Raw genomic sequence first — 14,415 nt, 5'->3', positions numbered from 1 at the left:
GATTGGGTAAAGTTTTCTAGCATCGCGCTCCGTGTACTCATTGCACTACGCGGGGTGTCAATTAAAGAGAAAATCTCAGGATCCCCTTTTCCAGCCCAAGGGGAGCCTGAGAATACGACGGGAAAGACTATCTAGCTGGCTTAGGCCCAGCTGTTTGCTGCGTTGGTGTTGATTTCGCTCATGCGATCATTTGCCTGGCGGACGGTACGGGCAATCTGCCCCAGCACCTCGTTAATCTCCTGTGCGGAGTCGTCCCACTTCTTCTGCGCCGCCTGGTAGCTGTCGGAGGCCGCGCCCTCCCACTCGCTAACCATCGGCTGTAGATCGCGCTTAAGGTCTCCTAGCAACCCGTTGATGGTGCCGTTGCCACGGTTGATGTCATCCGCAGCATTCGCAATCTGCGCAAAGTTGTACTGAATCATTCCTGTCCCCTTCTGTAATGAATTCTGTGATGAATCTCTTGGTACGCCCAGCGGACCCGGGTTAAGCGTTGAACGCTGCCGCGTTGTCCACGTCAGTGGTATCGAAGTCACCGGCGTTGGCGCGAATGTTATCCGCGATGCTCTGTAGCGCCTCGTTGAGCTTCCGAGCGTTCTCGTCCCAACGCTCCATCAGCGAGTGGAAAGAGACCTGCGCCTGCCCCTTCCAACTGCCCGAAACGTCATCCACCACACCACGCAGACGGGTGAGCTCACCCTGAACCTCGTCCTTTACTCGGTCGACATTGGTCGCCGCCTGGTTCATCGTGCTGACATCTGTTCTAAAGCTCATGCCCTAAAATCCCCCTGTTGAAAATTCTGCAATCTTTCGATCATGTCGCCGGGTATCCCCTTGAAAACCCTGTTGAAGGCGCCATCATAAGGGTTATACTCACCACCTTGCGAAAAGGTTCACGGTATTTCCTACTTTTCCGGCCGCGCCGTCTCCACAAACCCCTGGCACACCTTTTCCCGCTGTTTGTTCCACTGCCTGTACTGGCAGCCCACCGAAATCTGGTGCCCGTCCACCAGCCGCACATGCCACAGGGTCGTCGAACTTGGATAGCTCTCCTCGTAACTCACCGGCTGGGTCGACACCACTGTCACCCCATCGTCGCCGCTGCTCACGTCGTTCAGCGCACCGAGCATCGCCGCATCCATTTCTTCTTGTGTTTTCAGCGGAGTCTCCTTGGCCGCCACCAGTACGCGCATCCCCTCGTCGTCGCCGATGTATTCCTCCCGCGCTCGGGTTGCACTGCCTAAGTGCCACCCGTCAACGTTCACGCTGATCGGTATATCCGCACGCCGTGAACTCTGATCGGCCGTAGTCACGCCCCGTCTGTGCGGCTCAGGGAAGGGTTCAGTCAACTCCTCGTCGACCTCTTCTGACGCCGGTTCGTCTCCGACGGAATCCTCCGGCTCAACACTCGAGTCACCTTCCACACTCGCAGCGCCATCTGTGCTTTCTGTGCTTTCCGTGAGTTCAGCACTAGCCGTGTTCTCTGCTGCCTGCGAGTCGAACACCGTAAACGTCGCCACCAGCCCTCCGATGATAAACAGCACCAAGGCAGCCAACGCCGCGGGCAGTCTGCGGTTGTCATTTCTTTCTTCCTTTATTGTTGACGCCCCCTCGTCCACCTCCTGCCGCTCCGCCGCTTCCTTTACGGGCTCTACCATCGCAGTTTCCGCTTCTCCGCGACGAACGGGGTCAGCGAGGTTGAGATGTTCCAGTTCCTGCTGTGCCAGCGCGAGCTCGCTGGCCACCCGCAGCACCATGTCGTTATCCACCAGCCGTGCGCGCACGCCCATGATCCGCAGAAAGTGCACAACTTGCACCGCAAAGGAGCCGGTAACCAGTACGTCTACCTCTCGCAGTCCGATGCCCCAGGGAAACAGCTCGCGAGGTTCCGGCGGGTTCACCGCCGCGGCTTCCGGGTACTCCTGCCGCTGCTCCAGCACCTCGCTGACCATCTCAAAAAGTTCAGTGAGCCTGCCTAGGCTCAGCCCGGAACGCTGGAACTCCACGTCGTCCAACGCATCCGCTGTGTTTTCTGAGCTCTCGTACTGCAAATATCCCGGACGTTGCATCTCGGCATCGCCGGTCACCACGAATCCTGTCGCCAGATCCGTCACCGTCATGCCGCTGACCAGCACACCCGATTCCTGCAGCGCCAGCGCCTCGGCCAGCAGTCCCCGGGCGTCCCCAATTCTCTGATCTACCCTCATTCTCTCCACCCCACTCACTTATTCTCAGTTCTGTTCCGCCGCCTCGGCCACGTGCACCGTCCAGGTTTCTTTGTGCACATAGGCGGCGCGCCCCTGTGGGCGTCGTACTAAACGAACCCCCGCGATCGGCCCGTCCTCGCGCGGCGCAGAGAACAGCAACCACGCGCTCTGGTCGCGCATAGCCTGTGTCAGCGGCTGGTAGGCCGCGCGGGCGAACTGCCCCGAACGGCGGCCAAGCACCAGGTGCAAGCCGATGTCTGCGGCGTACGGCAACAGGGGAAGCAGCTGGTCGAGGCCGGGATCGGCGTCCGCATCGTCGACCACCACGAATAGCTCCGGCCCGGACCACCAGGAGCGTTCCCGCAGCTGCTGCGGGGTCACGTCACTACCCGGAATTCGCTCCCGCAGCGTGGCAACCCACTCGGCAAGGTCCGCGCGGAAATCCTCCGGCACACGATAACCCGCAACCCCCAACAACCCGCGGCGTGTGTCCGTGACCAGGAACTCCGGCGGCTCGCCGGTGTGGCTGCGAGTATCGGCGACGGACTGCATCACCGCGCGCAGGGCAGTCGTCACGCCACTGCCCGCTTGGCCAATGGCCACCAGGTGCGGGAAAGTGCCCCGATCCCAGCGGACCGGATCCAAGCGCGGGCCGCCAATGGCGAAGGCCTGCGGGTCGCCCAGCTCCCCCCAACCGATGCGCTCCGGCAGCACACGCATGGCGACCTCCGGCTCGCCGCGGCGGGCGCTTTCCATCCGCACATGTTCGACATCCTGCGCGGTGGAGTTGGCGAACTGCACGTGCTTTCCGCGGGGCGATACACCCCGGCCAGGCACGTCGGGCAGGGATTTCTGCGCTTCGCGGAAATGCGCGTCTAGCGGGGTCATCCGCAGTTCGATCTGGCCGGTTAGCACGTCCCGCAGCGAGGGGCGGAAGTTCCACCGCAGTGCTGTGACCACCACGTGCAGGCCGCGCTCCAGCCCGGTAGTGGCCAGGCGAATGAGGCGCTGTTCCTCCTCGCCCGTCCCACCGCTGGCTGTCCCCACCTGGTCCAGCCCGTCGATGATCAGCAGGCGCTGGCCTTCCGTCTGCTCCATCTCGTCGAACAGGCGAGCTAGCCCATCGGGTCCCACCACCGCCGCCACCTGCGGCAAACGCGCGAGATCCCGCAAGCCACCACCCGGGTCGAAGATGTACACAGGCCAGCCCGGTGAACTTAGAACCCACCCCAGCACCAGGCTGCGCACCGCCGTGGTCTTGCCTGTGCGCGGCTGGCCGACGAACGCCCAATGCTTGCGGCGTAGGTCCACATCCATCGGCACCTGCAGCCCCTCGAAGGGCAAATCCTCCAGGCCGATGCGGGCCACGCCCGGCGCGCGGGGCTCCATGACCTCGCTGGCGGGCAGGTGTTCGGGCAGTGGTGGCAGCCACACCGGGTTCTTATTCGGCCCCTCCAGCCGGTCGATCACCATCTGCATGGTGGTGGTCTCCGCCTCCACGGTGGAGCCCAGCACCCGCACCAGCCGCTGGTCACGGGGCAACTCCGGGCCGGAAACATAGGCCGAGTGGAAGCGCACCTTATCGCCAGCAGAAAGAATCGCCGCACCTGGGGTGGCAGGCAGCTCGTAAGCCTCGGTGGTGCCGATCAGCGCGCGGGATTCGGAAGCAGAGAATGTGCGCAGGGCAATGCGGTAGCTCAGGTGGGATTCCAAGCCGCGTAGGCGCCCTTCCTCCAGGCGCTGTGTGGCCAGCAGCAGGTGCATCCGCAGGCTGCGCCCCAGCCGCCCGATCGCGGCAAATACCTCGGCGAACTCGGGCCGGGCATGCAGCAACTCGGAGAACTCGTCCACCACGATAAACAGCGCCGGCATCTGTCCCGGGTAGGCGCGGTTGTATTCCGCCGCCGTGGTCAGGCCTGCGGCGCGGAGCTTTTCTTGACGCCGATGCATCTCCCCCAGCAAACTATCCTGCATTCGGTCGACCAGCCCCGCCTCCTCAGCCAGATTGGTAATCAGCGCCGACGTGTGGGGCAACCGGTCCATTCCCAGGAAGCTGGCGCCACCCTTGAAGTCCACGAGCACAAAGTTCAGCTCCTCCGGGCTGTGCTGGTGGGCGAAGCTGATCACCACGCTTTTCAGCAGTTCCGACTTCCCGCTACCTGTCGCACCCACGCACAGACCATGCGGGCCGATGCCTCCCAGGGCGGATTCCTTGATGTCCAGGTACACCGGCGCGCCAGAAAAGCCGATGGGCGCACGCAGGTCACCGCCCGGCAGTTCCAGCAGCGAGGTACTGGATTTCACGGTGGACCTGGCGCGGCAAATCTGCGCCAGCTCCACCTCGCTGAGCTGGTCGGCCACGCCGAAGGGCACCCAGCCATCGACGGTCCAGGCGCTTAGCAGGCACCCGCCGGCGACATCGTCCACCTGCAGCAACAGGCCGTGTCCCTTGGCGTTTTCCACCCATTCCTCGCTCGGGTCGGTAACCACCGCGCCGGCGACCACAGGGCTCTCACCCGTGCAGAAGTGCACCTTGCGCGGCCCATCGTGTGGCAACCACTCCTCGAAAGGCCCGGTGATCCCGATTATGTCCGGATCCTGCATCGCCAGTTGCGCCTGCATGGCACGTGCTAGGCCAGCCGCCCCGTCGCCGAGCAGCACGATGCAGTGGAAGCTGGCCAGCTCCACAGACACCGGGGCTTCGATGGTGGCATAGCGCAGCGCGACCTCCCGCAGGCTCATAGCGCTGACCGGCTCCAGGTCCTCCGGCGGGGCGTTCACCGGCACTTCCAGCGGATCGTCCGGGGTCTGCACCGCGGTGCCGATGCGCACCACACCCGGCTCAGAAGTCACGTCGGTTCCGGTCTGCACGTGCGTCCACAGCGCCTGCGGATGCGGGTGGGCTGCCAGCATGCCCTGCAGCTGCTCGTCGTGGCTGCGCTGCACGCTATCTTTCAGCGCGTCGATGTGCCGGTGGAACGAACGCCGCGTTTCGTCCACATTCGCCCCCGGCTGGAACATCATCGCCATGCTGCCCAGCATCATCAGCGGAAAAATAAAGCTGATCGGGTTGCGCCCCGACCCGGAGAGCACCATGGCAGCCACCATGCCCACCACAGCGATCAGCATGACGGCAGGCAAGAGCAGCCTGATGAACGGTTGTTTGTCTTTCGGCAGCGTCGGCGGCGCCTGTGTTTGCATGCTAAAAATCCCCCGGTTACCTGCTAGTCCCCAATCAATCCCCATCCAACCCCCTGGATGTGGTTTTTGATTCTAAACCTTCCCCGGACAACTCGCAGAGCAAGCGAGTTCGCCTCGCCTGGGTTACTATCTGTGCCGTGTAATAAACACCGGCGGGGTCCAAAGGGGGGATCCTCGCTGCAGATTCAATCGGGCACGGCCTAAACGTGCACCACCAGGGGGATTTTTACTGTGCTAGCTCTCAGCATTTCCGTGCCCGCGAAGGGCACCACTATCAACGCTGCAATCGCCGACCATGTGCCTGTCGCGGAGCTCATACCGCACCTTGTGGATGCGGAGCCAGGGGAACACTGGACCCTCCACCGGGCGGTTGGGCAGGTTCAGCCCCAGCACACTCTGGCGGAGGCTGGGGTGCACCCCGGAGAGTCGCTGACCTTGCAGATCGCCACCGCTCCCGCCCCGCCGGCCGAGGCTGTCGAGGAGCTCTCCGGCCCTATCCCCGCCAGCCCTGCTGCCTGGATCGCCGCGGCCATCGTGGCGCTGTTCAGCCTTCAAGCCACTCCCGCGTGGCACCCTTTGGATAATCAGCTGGTTGGAGCTGGGGGCGTCCTTAACCTCAACCATTCGGCAGACACCGCAACGATCGTGGCAACCGCAGTGGCAGCACTGGCCACGGCGGCGGCTTCGCTGCACCACCGCAACTTCACCTACCTCGCCGCAATCCTTGGTTTTGGGCTGGGGCTGCACGTGAATGTGCTGTGCGCGTGCTTTGTGGCGGCTCTCATGGTGTGGCGCAGCGGCCCGGCGCGGATCGTGACGGCCACGTGGGTGGTGTTCGCAGCGATGAACTTCTGGCCGGGGGTTACTCTGCTGCTGGCGATGTTCGCGCTGGCTTACTCGGGGCAGATTGCGATCGGGCTGGCGGGCATCAAGCTGCCAAAGGTGCCCGCGACTGGTGTGTTTACTCAGCCGACAACCACCCGAGCGGGCCAGGTGGTGGAGGTGCATTCCGCCCTGGTGGTAGCAATCGTGGCGGTGTTGGGTGCGTGCGTGTATCAGTTGGCGCCGTGGGGTGAGCCGCTGAGCCTGTGGCGTGCAGCGCTGTTGGTGCTGGTGGCCGTGCTGGGCGTGAGCGCGCGCAGCACTCGGCCGGTGCATTCGGTGGCGTTGGCGGTGCTTTCCGCTGCGACGATTCTGTGGCTGGCGCTGCACGAACCCTGGGGTGCGGCGTGCCTGGTGCTGGTTGGCCTGCCGGCGGTGCGCGTGCAGTCGCCGATGTTGGGGCGGGTGATCGACATAGTGGAGGCGGTCGCGTTCTGTCTGGCCATCCCCCTGGCGCTGCAGACCACAGGAATCTTCGAGGCGATTCGGGGCATCGGCTGATGATCATCCAGGATTCCTCGCCACACGGGAACTGCCAGGAAGGCACCGTTGCGGCGCCCGGTACCGTGCCTTTGCCGGATATTGACGCCCCCTCGTACCCAGCGCTGCACGCCCTGTCCCGGGGCCGGGACGTGGACGTGGCTGTGATTGATACGGGCTCCGCCGGGCCGGGCGTGGTGGGAGACCGCGATTTTTGTGTGTTGCACGGGTCCGTGGTGACCAGCGTGTTGCGGGCAATAGCGCCGGAAGCCAAGGTGCATTCGTTTAGGCATAACGCGGTTGCCTCCCGGGCTGAGGGCACGGTAGAAAATCTGGTTCGCGCGATCGACCGAGCTCTAAAAAAGCGGGTGAAGGTCATCAATATTTCAATGGTGGCCTGCGAGGATACGGCGGAACTACGGGAGGCTGTCGGCCGGGCAGAGAAGGCCGGAGTGCTGGTGGTGGCTTCCACAGGCAACACGGGGCAGTGCCCGGAGGGAGCGTCGACGTTTCCCTCTAGCTTGGATCCGGTGCTGGCCGTGGGGGCGGTGGCGCCGCGGGCGCAGGAGTTGGTAGCGGCTGGCGCAGGATCCAGTGCCGGGGCTGGTCCGGATGCAGCCACGAGGGCCAGCACCGGAGCGGATGCCGGGAAGGCGGGCTCCGCCGACCTGGGACGCGTGCCTGCGCAGTACAGTGCGCCGACGCACTGGGTGGACTTGTTCGCTCCCGGCGGGCCGGTCGAAGGGCAGGTGGACGTGCACGGGAAAACCCACACCATCGTCGGCAACCCCGATCCTTTCGAAGGCACCAGTTTCGCCGCCCCGGTCGTTTCCGGGACGGCGGCTCTGGTCTGGCAGATCGTCCCACACCTCAGCGTGCAGGAGGTCCGCGAACTGCTGACCTCCACAGCCTCTCCCGGTGCGAGCGGCCCGGGGTTAGGAAAGCAGATGTTGGTTGTGAATCCCGCCGCAGCCGTGGATAGGGCGCTCGACCTGCGGGATGCGCAGACCAACGCTGCCCGCGACGGCAACAATGGCAACAATGCCAGTGATGGCTCGGCTGACTCCCACTACGAGCTGCAGACTGTCAGCACCCAGCCTCACCAGCCGGAGGCCGCCGACTACTCCGTGCCGGTTGTGCTCTCCCTCGTACTGGCGCTGGGCATCATCGCCACGGTCGTCTGCCGGGCATTCTCCGCAGACAGCAGGCCGCCGTCGGGCAGCGAGGCCACGCGAGCAAACTGAACATTGTGCTCCGCAGTGAACCCCAGGGCGCGCAACTCGGCCTGGCTGCCCACGGAGTAGCGCACTCCTGTATCGCTAACCAGCACGTATCCGCGCTCCGTCTTTAGCGCCGACGTGCCCCGCGGGCCGTAAAAGGCGGTTGGATCTTCGGCGGCCAGTACGGCGCTGATTCCGGCTGAGTCCACGCCCTGCCCGCCACCGGCACTCGCACCAGCACCAGCACCAGCACCATCCTCCGGCTCCGCGAGCCCTTGCGGCCCCGCGCATACCATCTGCGGCTGTGCCCATGTCACGGGCTGCTCGCCGTCGAACTCCGGGATTCCCGTCAGCACGTCCACGCTCGGCTGGCGCATCACATCCGCAAGTGGTGCCTCCACCGGCGGCACGGGGCTGCTGGCCAGGGCAAAGTCGCGCCGCGATCCCTTCACCTCCCCCACGCCCACTCGGTCCACCAGAAACGCCCGGTCGCCAGACGTAATTACCCTGCCCGCCACATCGAAAGGCGCGGGCATCTTCGTCTTCCCCGCCGGCATGGCGATGTCGGGGCTGCGACGGAACTGCTGGACCAGCCCATCGCTGGCGGGCACCGCCTCCGTGCCGAAGGCCCGGGCTGCGTCTGGAGTTATGCGGACGCGAGTGGTGGCGTCAATTAGCCAATAACCCGAAGGCGCAGCCAGCAGAGCGTGGCGATGCTCCTTGATGTCTTCGACGGCCACGACCGTGCCCACGCCACCGGCTGAACGGTCGCAGTACAGCCACTCGCGGGCCGGCGCGGCGGAAAGCGCCGGCACCTGCGGAATACCGATCGGCTGCCCCAACGGAACTTGGGACAGCTGCTCGGCGGTGGTCTTCTGTACCTCTACGGGCTGCTGCAGAATCAGCCGCGCGGAGGCGACGTTCGTGATCGGATGGTAGGAATCCTCCAGGCGCAGGTGCAGCGTGCCGGTTTCATCGGCCACTAGGTCGGCTCCGTCCAGGCTCGGCTGTGGACGTAGCAGCCCCAGCATCACCGCGCCACCGGCGATCAGGAGGCTCAGCAGCACGCCGACGACCAGCGCCCGCCGTTGGCTGCGGAGTGGATCGTGGGCCATCCGCGGATCCCCAATAACCAGCGCGAGCTCGAGCCTGCGCAGCAGAAAATTAAATCCAGATACTTGTATCCCCGTTGTGCGCATGGTTACTGCGCTCCCCCTTTTATTGTGTTTTGTTGTTTCTAGCCCCCGCTAGCGCGCTTAAGTATTCCATGGTTGAATTACTTGCGCGAGGCGAACCTCGCATTCGGGGGATTTTCTTACTTTGGGGGTTGGGAATAATGGGTTCAGTGGCACTGTTGGCTGCCGATACTGCCGATGTTGGACATACGGACTGGTGGGCATGGGTTTTATGCGGTTTGGTGGCGATCGGGTGCATCGCGGCGGGCTGGTTCGCCTTCGCCCGCAGCCGCGCCACCACGGACCAGGACACGCGCTGGTTCCGTCTGCTCTGCGTGCACGACAGGTTGTGGGGCGAGCCGTCGTCACGGCGGATTTCTACCGACCGGCTGGCCGGTGGTTTAGGGCTTTCTCTTGTGGACGCCACCCTCTCCACCGCAACCGTCCCCTCCAAGCCTATCGGCCGCGGCTGGTTGGGAGATTCCTCTGCCACTCTGGTGGGTGTGCCAGAGCACGCGGCGGCGCGGATGCCTTTTGCCGCCAGCGGGTGCGGGGTGTGGGCTCTGCCCGCGGAGGCTCCGCCGGTGGGCGCGGAGGTAGCCGGGCTGGCTGAGCAGTTGAGCGTTCCGGCTGCGCCGGGCTGGTTTATTGGGCTGACCGACGCGGGCGAATCCATGCTGGTGCATCCCATTCCCAGCGCGACATTTGCGGTGTTTGGGACGAGCGCGCAGCTGCGCGCGTTGGAGGGGTCAATGAATTGGCCGGAAGAGCTATTCGAGCTGCGCAGGCTCAGTGGTAACGCTGGCAGGGCGGGTGCGGTGGGCGTAGCGGACGCCCTGGGTGCGACGGATGCGCTCACAGGCGATGAGGGGGCGAAAACTCAGGTGCTGTTCGTGGAGGTCCCCACAGCTTCTCGCGACCCGCGCAACCCGCATAATTCGCGCAGCGGGAGTGTTGGCTTCGCTGCGGCAGAGGACGTGCTCGCCCAGGGGCGCGAACGCCTGCAACTGCTGGGGCACCCCACGGTGGATGTGTATATCGCAGTTCCACCGGTTGGCACGGGAACGGTTCTGGCCCACGGAGAGCACCGGGAATACTTTAACTTCTTCGCCGTCACGGCACCCGCGCCGAGGCTGGCGCCGAAAACTGCGTCGCAGCCCGCGCCACAGAATACGCCGGTTGCAGCTGTGGCTGCGACAACCGCTCCCACCCCTACCACTTCAAGGCGCGCAAGGCACCGCCGGGTGAGGTCGCATGCTCACAAGCACCGCTTCCCTCACGGCGCGGTGTCCGGCTCTGCATCCGGCGCCGTGTCTGGCTCCGTGGCTCCTGCGGCGGCGGGAGCCGACCCGCTCCCACTACCCACCGGCGAGCGCTTGGCGCGCGTCGTCAGCGCGCGTTCCGCCAGCTCCTCGTCGGCCGGATAATCCACCCGCACCAGGTTCAAACCGGCCGCCGGCGCGACCGGCACGGCCGAGCTGCGCTTCGTCTCCTTCAACAACCCCGGAGTGAAATCCTTCGGTCGCTTGCCCGACCCGACCGTCAGAGCCGCCCCCACCAGGGATCGCACCATCGACCAGCAAAAAGCATCCGCCGTCACGTGAGCCTCATAGGTCTGCGGTTCCGCCTCCGTGGAGACGTCCACCCAGCGGAACTCCTGCAGCTCGCGAACTGTCGTGGCCCCCTCGCGGGCCTTGCAAAACGCCGCGAAGTTGTTCAAACCGATCAGCGCATCGGAGGCCGCCTGAGTCTTCCCCAGATCAATCGGGTGGCGCCACGCTGCCGTATCCCTCGCCCGCACCGGCACAGGCCCGGCCGGGTGAGTCGTCACGCGATAGATGTAGTGCCGGCGCAGCGCGGAGAAGCGAGCGTCAAAACCCTGCGGAGCAACACTCGCCCCGTGCAGCCGCACGTCCGCAGGCAACATGCGCGACAGGCGACGCACCAGATCCTCCGGGCGGGTCAGCGAGCGCTGCTCGAAAGCTTCCACCGGGATGTCCGCATGGCAGACCTGACCGCTGGCATGCACGCCCGCGTCTGTACGCCCGGCAACGACCAGCTCAATGGGATGGCGAGTGACCAGCGACAACTTCCCCTGCAGCACTCCCGCGACCGTGCGTAGCCCGCCGGACTGAGTGGCCCAGCCGTGAAAATCCGTGCCGTCGTAGGCAACATCCAGGCGAACGCGCACCAGCTCGCCGGCCTTGTTGGGCTGATCGGCCGGCTTAGCCTCGTCGGCCGGGTATTTGTCGGACATGGTCGGGGCGGCTCCTTAGGATGTACGTTCGGCGAGCTGCTGCTGGGCTGCTGCATTCGCCATTCTCACTGTGCGCGCCTTAGTCTAGTCTGCATGCAAGACAACGAGTTCTCTGCCTCCACCCTCGACTGGCGCGCCCGCCGCCTTCGGCACGGCCGCATGGAAGGTGGTGACGGGCACTCCCCCAGAGCCCGTGACTCTGAGCGTGACGGCCATCGGAGCTCTGATAATTAACCTGGTTTGTGCAGTGCTTTTGCTACGACTGCGCGGGGCGGATAGTGCGTTGGTTCAGGGTGCTTGGCTGGCGGCGCGCAATGATGCGGCGGCTAATGTGTTGATCCTCGGCGCCGGTGTGGTGATGATCTTCTGGGCCAGCGCATGGCCGGACATAGTGGTCGGCGTGGTGATCGGTCTGATTAACCTCTCGGCGGCGAAGGAGGTGTTTGAGCAGGCTCGCGCGGAGGAGCCAGAGCTCGAAATGGATTAGGCGTCTGGGGCGATCCGCAGCGGACGCGGGTGGTGTCAATAAGTAAGCAACAAAAAGGCGGGCCACGAGCTACCCAATTGGGTAACCGTGACCCGCCTTAAAGCTAGGCGAGAGCGCCGGACTTACTTGTCCTCAGCAGCCTCTTCAGCCTTGGCCTCGTCGGCAGCCTCAGCAGCCTCAGCCTCAGCGGCCTTGTCGGTTGCGGTGTCAGCCTCAACCTCCGGAGCCTCCTCAGCCTCTTCTGCCTTAGCCTCTGCAGCCTCGGCCTCAGCCTTCTTGGCCTTGGAAGCGGCAACGCGGTTAGCGCGCTCCGCCTCGGTGGAGGCCAGCTGCTCCGTCACCAGGGAAATCTGGGAGATCGGAGCGTTGTCGCCCTTGCGGTTCTCCAGCTTGATGATGCGGGTGTAGCCACCCGGACGGCCTTCGAACTTCGGAGCCAGCTCGTTGAACAGGTAAGCGACAACTTCCTTGTTCGGGATGAGCTTCAGCACGTTGCGGCGGTCCGCCAGGGTGCCGCGCTTGGCCTTGGTGATGATCTTCTCGACGTAGGGGCGCAGCAGCTTAGCTTTTGCGTCCGTGGTCTTGATGGCGCCGTGCTCAAACAGCTGAGCAGCGAGGTTGGACAGGATCTTCTTCTGGTGGGAAGCAGAACCGCCCAGGCGGGCGCCCTTCTTTGGGGTAGGCATTAGTTCTCCTCGTGTGGATCTTTAAATCAGTGAGCGCGTGCGGTTAACCACCGGGTTATTCCGCGATGTCCTCGCCCTCGGTGTCGATGAACTCGCCGGTCTCTGCGTCGTAGCCCTCGATATCGGTGATATCGAAGCCCTCCGGAGCGTCCTTCAGGCCCAGACCCAAGCCAGCCAGCTTGACCTTGACCTCGTTGATGGACTTCTGGCCGAAGTTGCGGATGTCCAGCAGGTCGGACTCCGTGCGTGCAGCCAGCTCGCCGACGGTGTGAATCTCTTCACGCTTCAGGCAGTTGTAGGAACGGACGGAGAAGTTCAGGTCCTCGATCGGCATGCTGTAGGCAGCGATGTGCTCGCTCTCCTGCGGCGACGGGCCGATTTCGATGCCTTCTGCTTCGTGGTTCAGCTCCTGAGCCAGACCGAACAGCTCCACCAGGGTCTTACCTGCGGATGCCATAGCATCACGGGCGGTGATGGAGTTCTTCGTCTCCACGTCCAGAACCAGCTTGTCGAAGTCCGTGCGCTGTTCCACACGAGTTGCCTCGACCTTGTAGCTGACCTTCAGGACCGGGGAGTAAATCTGGTCGACCGGGATGCGTCCAATTACAGAAGAAGCTGTAGCAGCCGGAACGTAGCCGCGGCCACGCTCGACAGTCATCTCGATCTCCAGCTTGCCCTGCTCGTTCAGGGTGGCGATGTGCAGGTCCTGGTTGTGAACCTCCACGCCAGCCGGAACCTCAACGTCGGCGCCGGTAACCTCGCCCGGGCCTTCCTTACGGATGAACATCGAGACGGGCTCGTCGGAGTCGCTGGACAGAACCAGGGACTTGATGTTCAGGATGATGTCGGAAACATCTTCCTTCACGCCCGGAATGGTGGTGAACTCGTGGAGCACACCCTCGATGCGCAGGGAGGTCACTGCTGCGCCCGGGATGGACGACAGCAGGGTCCGGCGCAGGGAGTTACCCAGCGTGTAGCCGAAGCCCGGCTCCAGTGGCTCGATGACGAACCGGGAGCGGGAATCGTCGATGAACTCTTCCGTGAGCGCGGGGCGCTGTGAAATGAGCATTGTTAAAGCTTCTCCTTTTTCGGCGACCGCTATATGACGCCGTTAGGGGGACTACCGCCACCAGGTTTGGTAGACGGTGCGGACGGTAGAAAACCGCGTTTGGTGTTCTATCCGAAGTAATTCTAACGAATAGGTTCGTCAGTTTTACTTCGAGTAGAGCTCGACGATCAGCTGTTCCTGCAGCGGAATGTCGATCTGAGCGCGCTCGGGCAGCTGGTGCACGAGGATGCGCAGAGTGGACGGTACGACCTGCAGCCAAGCAGGAACGATCGTATCGACCAGGGCTTCCTGAGCCTCTTCGAACCACAGCATCGAGCGAGACTTCTCACGCACGTCGATGATGTCGTACTGGGAGACCTTGTAGGAAGGAACGTTGACCTTCTTGCCGTTCACGGTGAAGTGACCGTGGGAAACCAGCTGGCGAGCCTGACGGCGGGTGCGTGCCAGACCTGCGCGGTAGACAACGTTGTCCAGGCGAGACTCCAGCAGGATGACCAGGTTGTCACCGGTCTTACCCGGGCGACGGTTGGCCTCTGCGTAGTAGCGGCGGAACTGCTTCTCCAGAACGCCGTAGGTGTACTTCGCCTTCTGCTTCTCCTGCAGCTGCAGGAGGTACTCGGACTCCTTGATGCGAGCACGGCCAGCCTGCCCCGGAGGGTAGGGGCGACGCTCGAAGGAGTTGTCGCCGCCGACAAGGTCGACGCGGAGGCGACGGGACTTACGGGTTACGGGGCCGGTATAACGAGCCATTTTT

General features: G+C 64.0%; 12 protein-coding genes and 1 pseudogene. 4 read left to right on the top strand and 9 right to left on the bottom strand.

What is annotated here, in order from left to right; genetic code table 11:
- Positions 1–140 precede the first annotated feature (140 nt).
- From MHX63_RS04030 to MHX63_RS04015, 4 genes are all read right to left on the bottom strand, one after another.
- Positions 141–422: a WXG100 family type VII secretion target gene (locus MHX63_RS04030; protein ID WP_034984950.1), complete on the bottom strand. Its 282-nt coding sequence runs from the start codon at positions 420–422 to the stop codon at positions 141–143.
- A gap of 61 nt (positions 423–483) precedes the next feature.
- The gene (locus tag MHX63_RS04025; protein WP_239387333.1) at positions 484–771 is read right to left on the bottom strand and encodes a WXG100 family type VII secretion target; all 288 of its coding nucleotides are present in this window, start codon (positions 769–771) and stop codon (positions 484–486) included.
- 131 nt (positions 772–902) lie between these two features.
- Entirely contained in the window at positions 903–2,204 is a 1,302-nt protein-coding gene (locus MHX63_RS04020) for a type VII secretion-associated protein (RefSeq protein ID WP_239387332.1), read from the bottom strand.
- Positions 2,205–2,228: 24 nt separating this feature from the next.
- A complete protein-coding gene (locus MHX63_RS04015) occupies positions 2,229–5,405 on the bottom strand; it encodes an FtsK/SpoIIIE domain-containing protein (RefSeq protein ID WP_239387331.1) in 3,177 nt (1,058 codons plus the stop codon).
- A 231-nt stretch (positions 5,406–5,636) separates the two neighbouring features.
- Between MHX63_RS04015 and MHX63_RS04010 the strand changes: the two genes are divergently transcribed.
- A complete protein-coding gene (locus tag MHX63_RS04010; RefSeq protein ID WP_239387330.1) occupies positions 5,637–6,788 on the top strand; it encodes an EsaB/YukD family protein in 1,152 nt (383 codons plus the stop codon).
- Positions 6,788–7,681: pseudogene (locus MHX63_RS04005) on the top strand (S8 family serine peptidase); the annotation flags it as partial. The gene MHX63_RS04010 and the pseudogene MHX63_RS04005, both read left to right, overlap by 1 nt.
- A 206-nt stretch (positions 7,682–7,887) precedes the next feature.
- Here MHX63_RS04005 and eccB read toward each other — a convergent pair.
- Both eccB and MHX63_RS03995 read right to left on the bottom strand, forming a co-directional pair.
- Complete coding sequence (gene eccB / locus MHX63_RS04000; protein ID WP_239387329.1) at positions 7,888–9,186, bottom strand: type VII secretion protein EccB; 1,299 nt, start codon at positions 9,184–9,186, stop codon at positions 7,888–7,890.
- A gap of 1,252 nt (positions 9,187–10,438) precedes the next feature.
- Positions 10,439–11,419, bottom strand: a complete 981-nt coding sequence (locus tag MHX63_RS03995; protein ID WP_239387328.1) for a tRNA pseudouridine(38-40) synthase TruA — start codon at positions 11,417–11,419, stop codon at positions 10,439–10,441.
- A gap of 93 nt (positions 11,420–11,512) precedes the next feature.
- Here MHX63_RS03995 and MHX63_RS03990 point away from each other — a divergent pair, with 93 nt between their 5' ends.
- Together MHX63_RS03990 and MHX63_RS03985 are read left to right on the top strand one after the other, a co-directional pair.
- On the top strand, positions 11,513–11,653 hold the full coding sequence (locus MHX63_RS03990; protein ID WP_239387327.1) for a hypothetical protein: 141 nt from the start codon (positions 11,513–11,515) through the stop codon (positions 11,651–11,653).
- A complete protein-coding gene (locus MHX63_RS03985; RefSeq protein WP_370644006.1) occupies positions 11,586–11,906 on the top strand; it encodes a cation transporter in 321 nt (106 codons plus the stop codon). The genes MHX63_RS03990 and MHX63_RS03985 overlap by 68 nt, the downstream gene beginning before the upstream one ends.
- A 122-nt stretch (positions 11,907–12,028) precedes the next feature.
- Here MHX63_RS03985 and rplQ read toward each other — a convergent pair whose 3' ends face one another.
- The 3 genes from rplQ to rpsD all read right to left on the bottom strand — a co-directional run bounded on the left by rplQ (position 12,029) and on the right by rpsD (position 14,411).
- On the bottom strand, positions 12,029–12,592 hold the full coding sequence (gene rplQ, locus MHX63_RS03980; RefSeq protein ID WP_034984958.1) for a 50S ribosomal protein L17: 564 nt from the start codon (positions 12,590–12,592) through the stop codon (positions 12,029–12,031).
- Between the two features lie 55 nt (positions 12,593–12,647).
- The gene (locus tag MHX63_RS03975) at positions 12,648–13,661 is read right to left on the bottom strand and encodes a DNA-directed RNA polymerase subunit alpha (RefSeq protein WP_239387325.1); all 1,014 of its coding nucleotides are present in this window, start codon (positions 13,659–13,661) and stop codon (positions 12,648–12,650) included.
- A 144-nt stretch (positions 13,662–13,805) separates the two neighbouring features.
- A complete protein-coding gene (rpsD, locus tag MHX63_RS03970) occupies positions 13,806–14,411 on the bottom strand; it encodes a 30S ribosomal protein S4 (protein ID WP_034984961.1) in 606 nt (201 codons plus the stop codon).
- Between the last annotated feature and the right edge of the window lie 4 nt (positions 14,412–14,415).

It is taken from the genome of Corynebacterium sp. ACRQK (assembly GCF_022345965.1).
Classification (GTDB): domain Bacteria; phylum Actinomycetota; class Actinomycetes; order Mycobacteriales; family Mycobacteriaceae; genus Corynebacterium.
This window is presented reverse-complemented; position numbering and strand designations above follow the sequence as displayed.

Bases quoted from the DNA above. Each gene is read 5' to 3' on its own strand.
- MHX63_RS04030 (WP_034984950.1), bottom strand. From the start codon at position 422: ATGATTCAGTACAACTTTGCGCAGATTGCGAATGCTGCGGATGACATC.
- MHX63_RS04025 (WP_239387333.1), bottom strand. From the start codon at position 771: ATGAGCTTTAGAACAGATGTCAGCACGATGAACCAGGCGGCGACCAAT.
- MHX63_RS04020 (WP_239387332.1), bottom strand. From the start codon at position 2,204: ATGAGGGTAGATCAGAGAATTGGGGACGCCCGGGGACTGCTGGCCGAG.
- MHX63_RS04015 (WP_239387331.1), bottom strand. From the start codon at position 5,405: ATGCAAACACAGGCGCCGCCGACGCTGCCGAAAGACAAACAACCGTTC.
- eccB (WP_239387329.1), bottom strand. From the start codon at position 9,186: ATGCGCACAACGGGGATACAAGTATCTGGATTTAATTTTCTGCTGCGC.
- MHX63_RS03995 (WP_239387328.1), bottom strand. From the start codon at position 11,419: ATGTCCGACAAATACCCGGCCGACGAGGCTAAGCCGGCCGATCAGCCC.
- MHX63_RS03990 (WP_239387327.1), top strand. From the start codon at position 11,513: ATGCAAGACAACGAGTTCTCTGCCTCCACCCTCGACTGGCGCGCCCGC.
- rplQ (WP_034984958.1), bottom strand. From the start codon at position 12,592: ATGCCTACCCCAAAGAAGGGCGCCCGCCTGGGCGGTTCTGCTTCCCAC.
- MHX63_RS03975 (WP_239387325.1), bottom strand. From the start codon at position 13,661: ATGCTCATTTCACAGCGCCCCGCGCTCACGGAAGAGTTCATCGACGAT.
- rpsD (WP_034984961.1), bottom strand. From the start codon at position 14,411: ATGGCTCGTTATACCGGCCCCGTAACCCGTAAGTCCCGTCGCCTCCGC.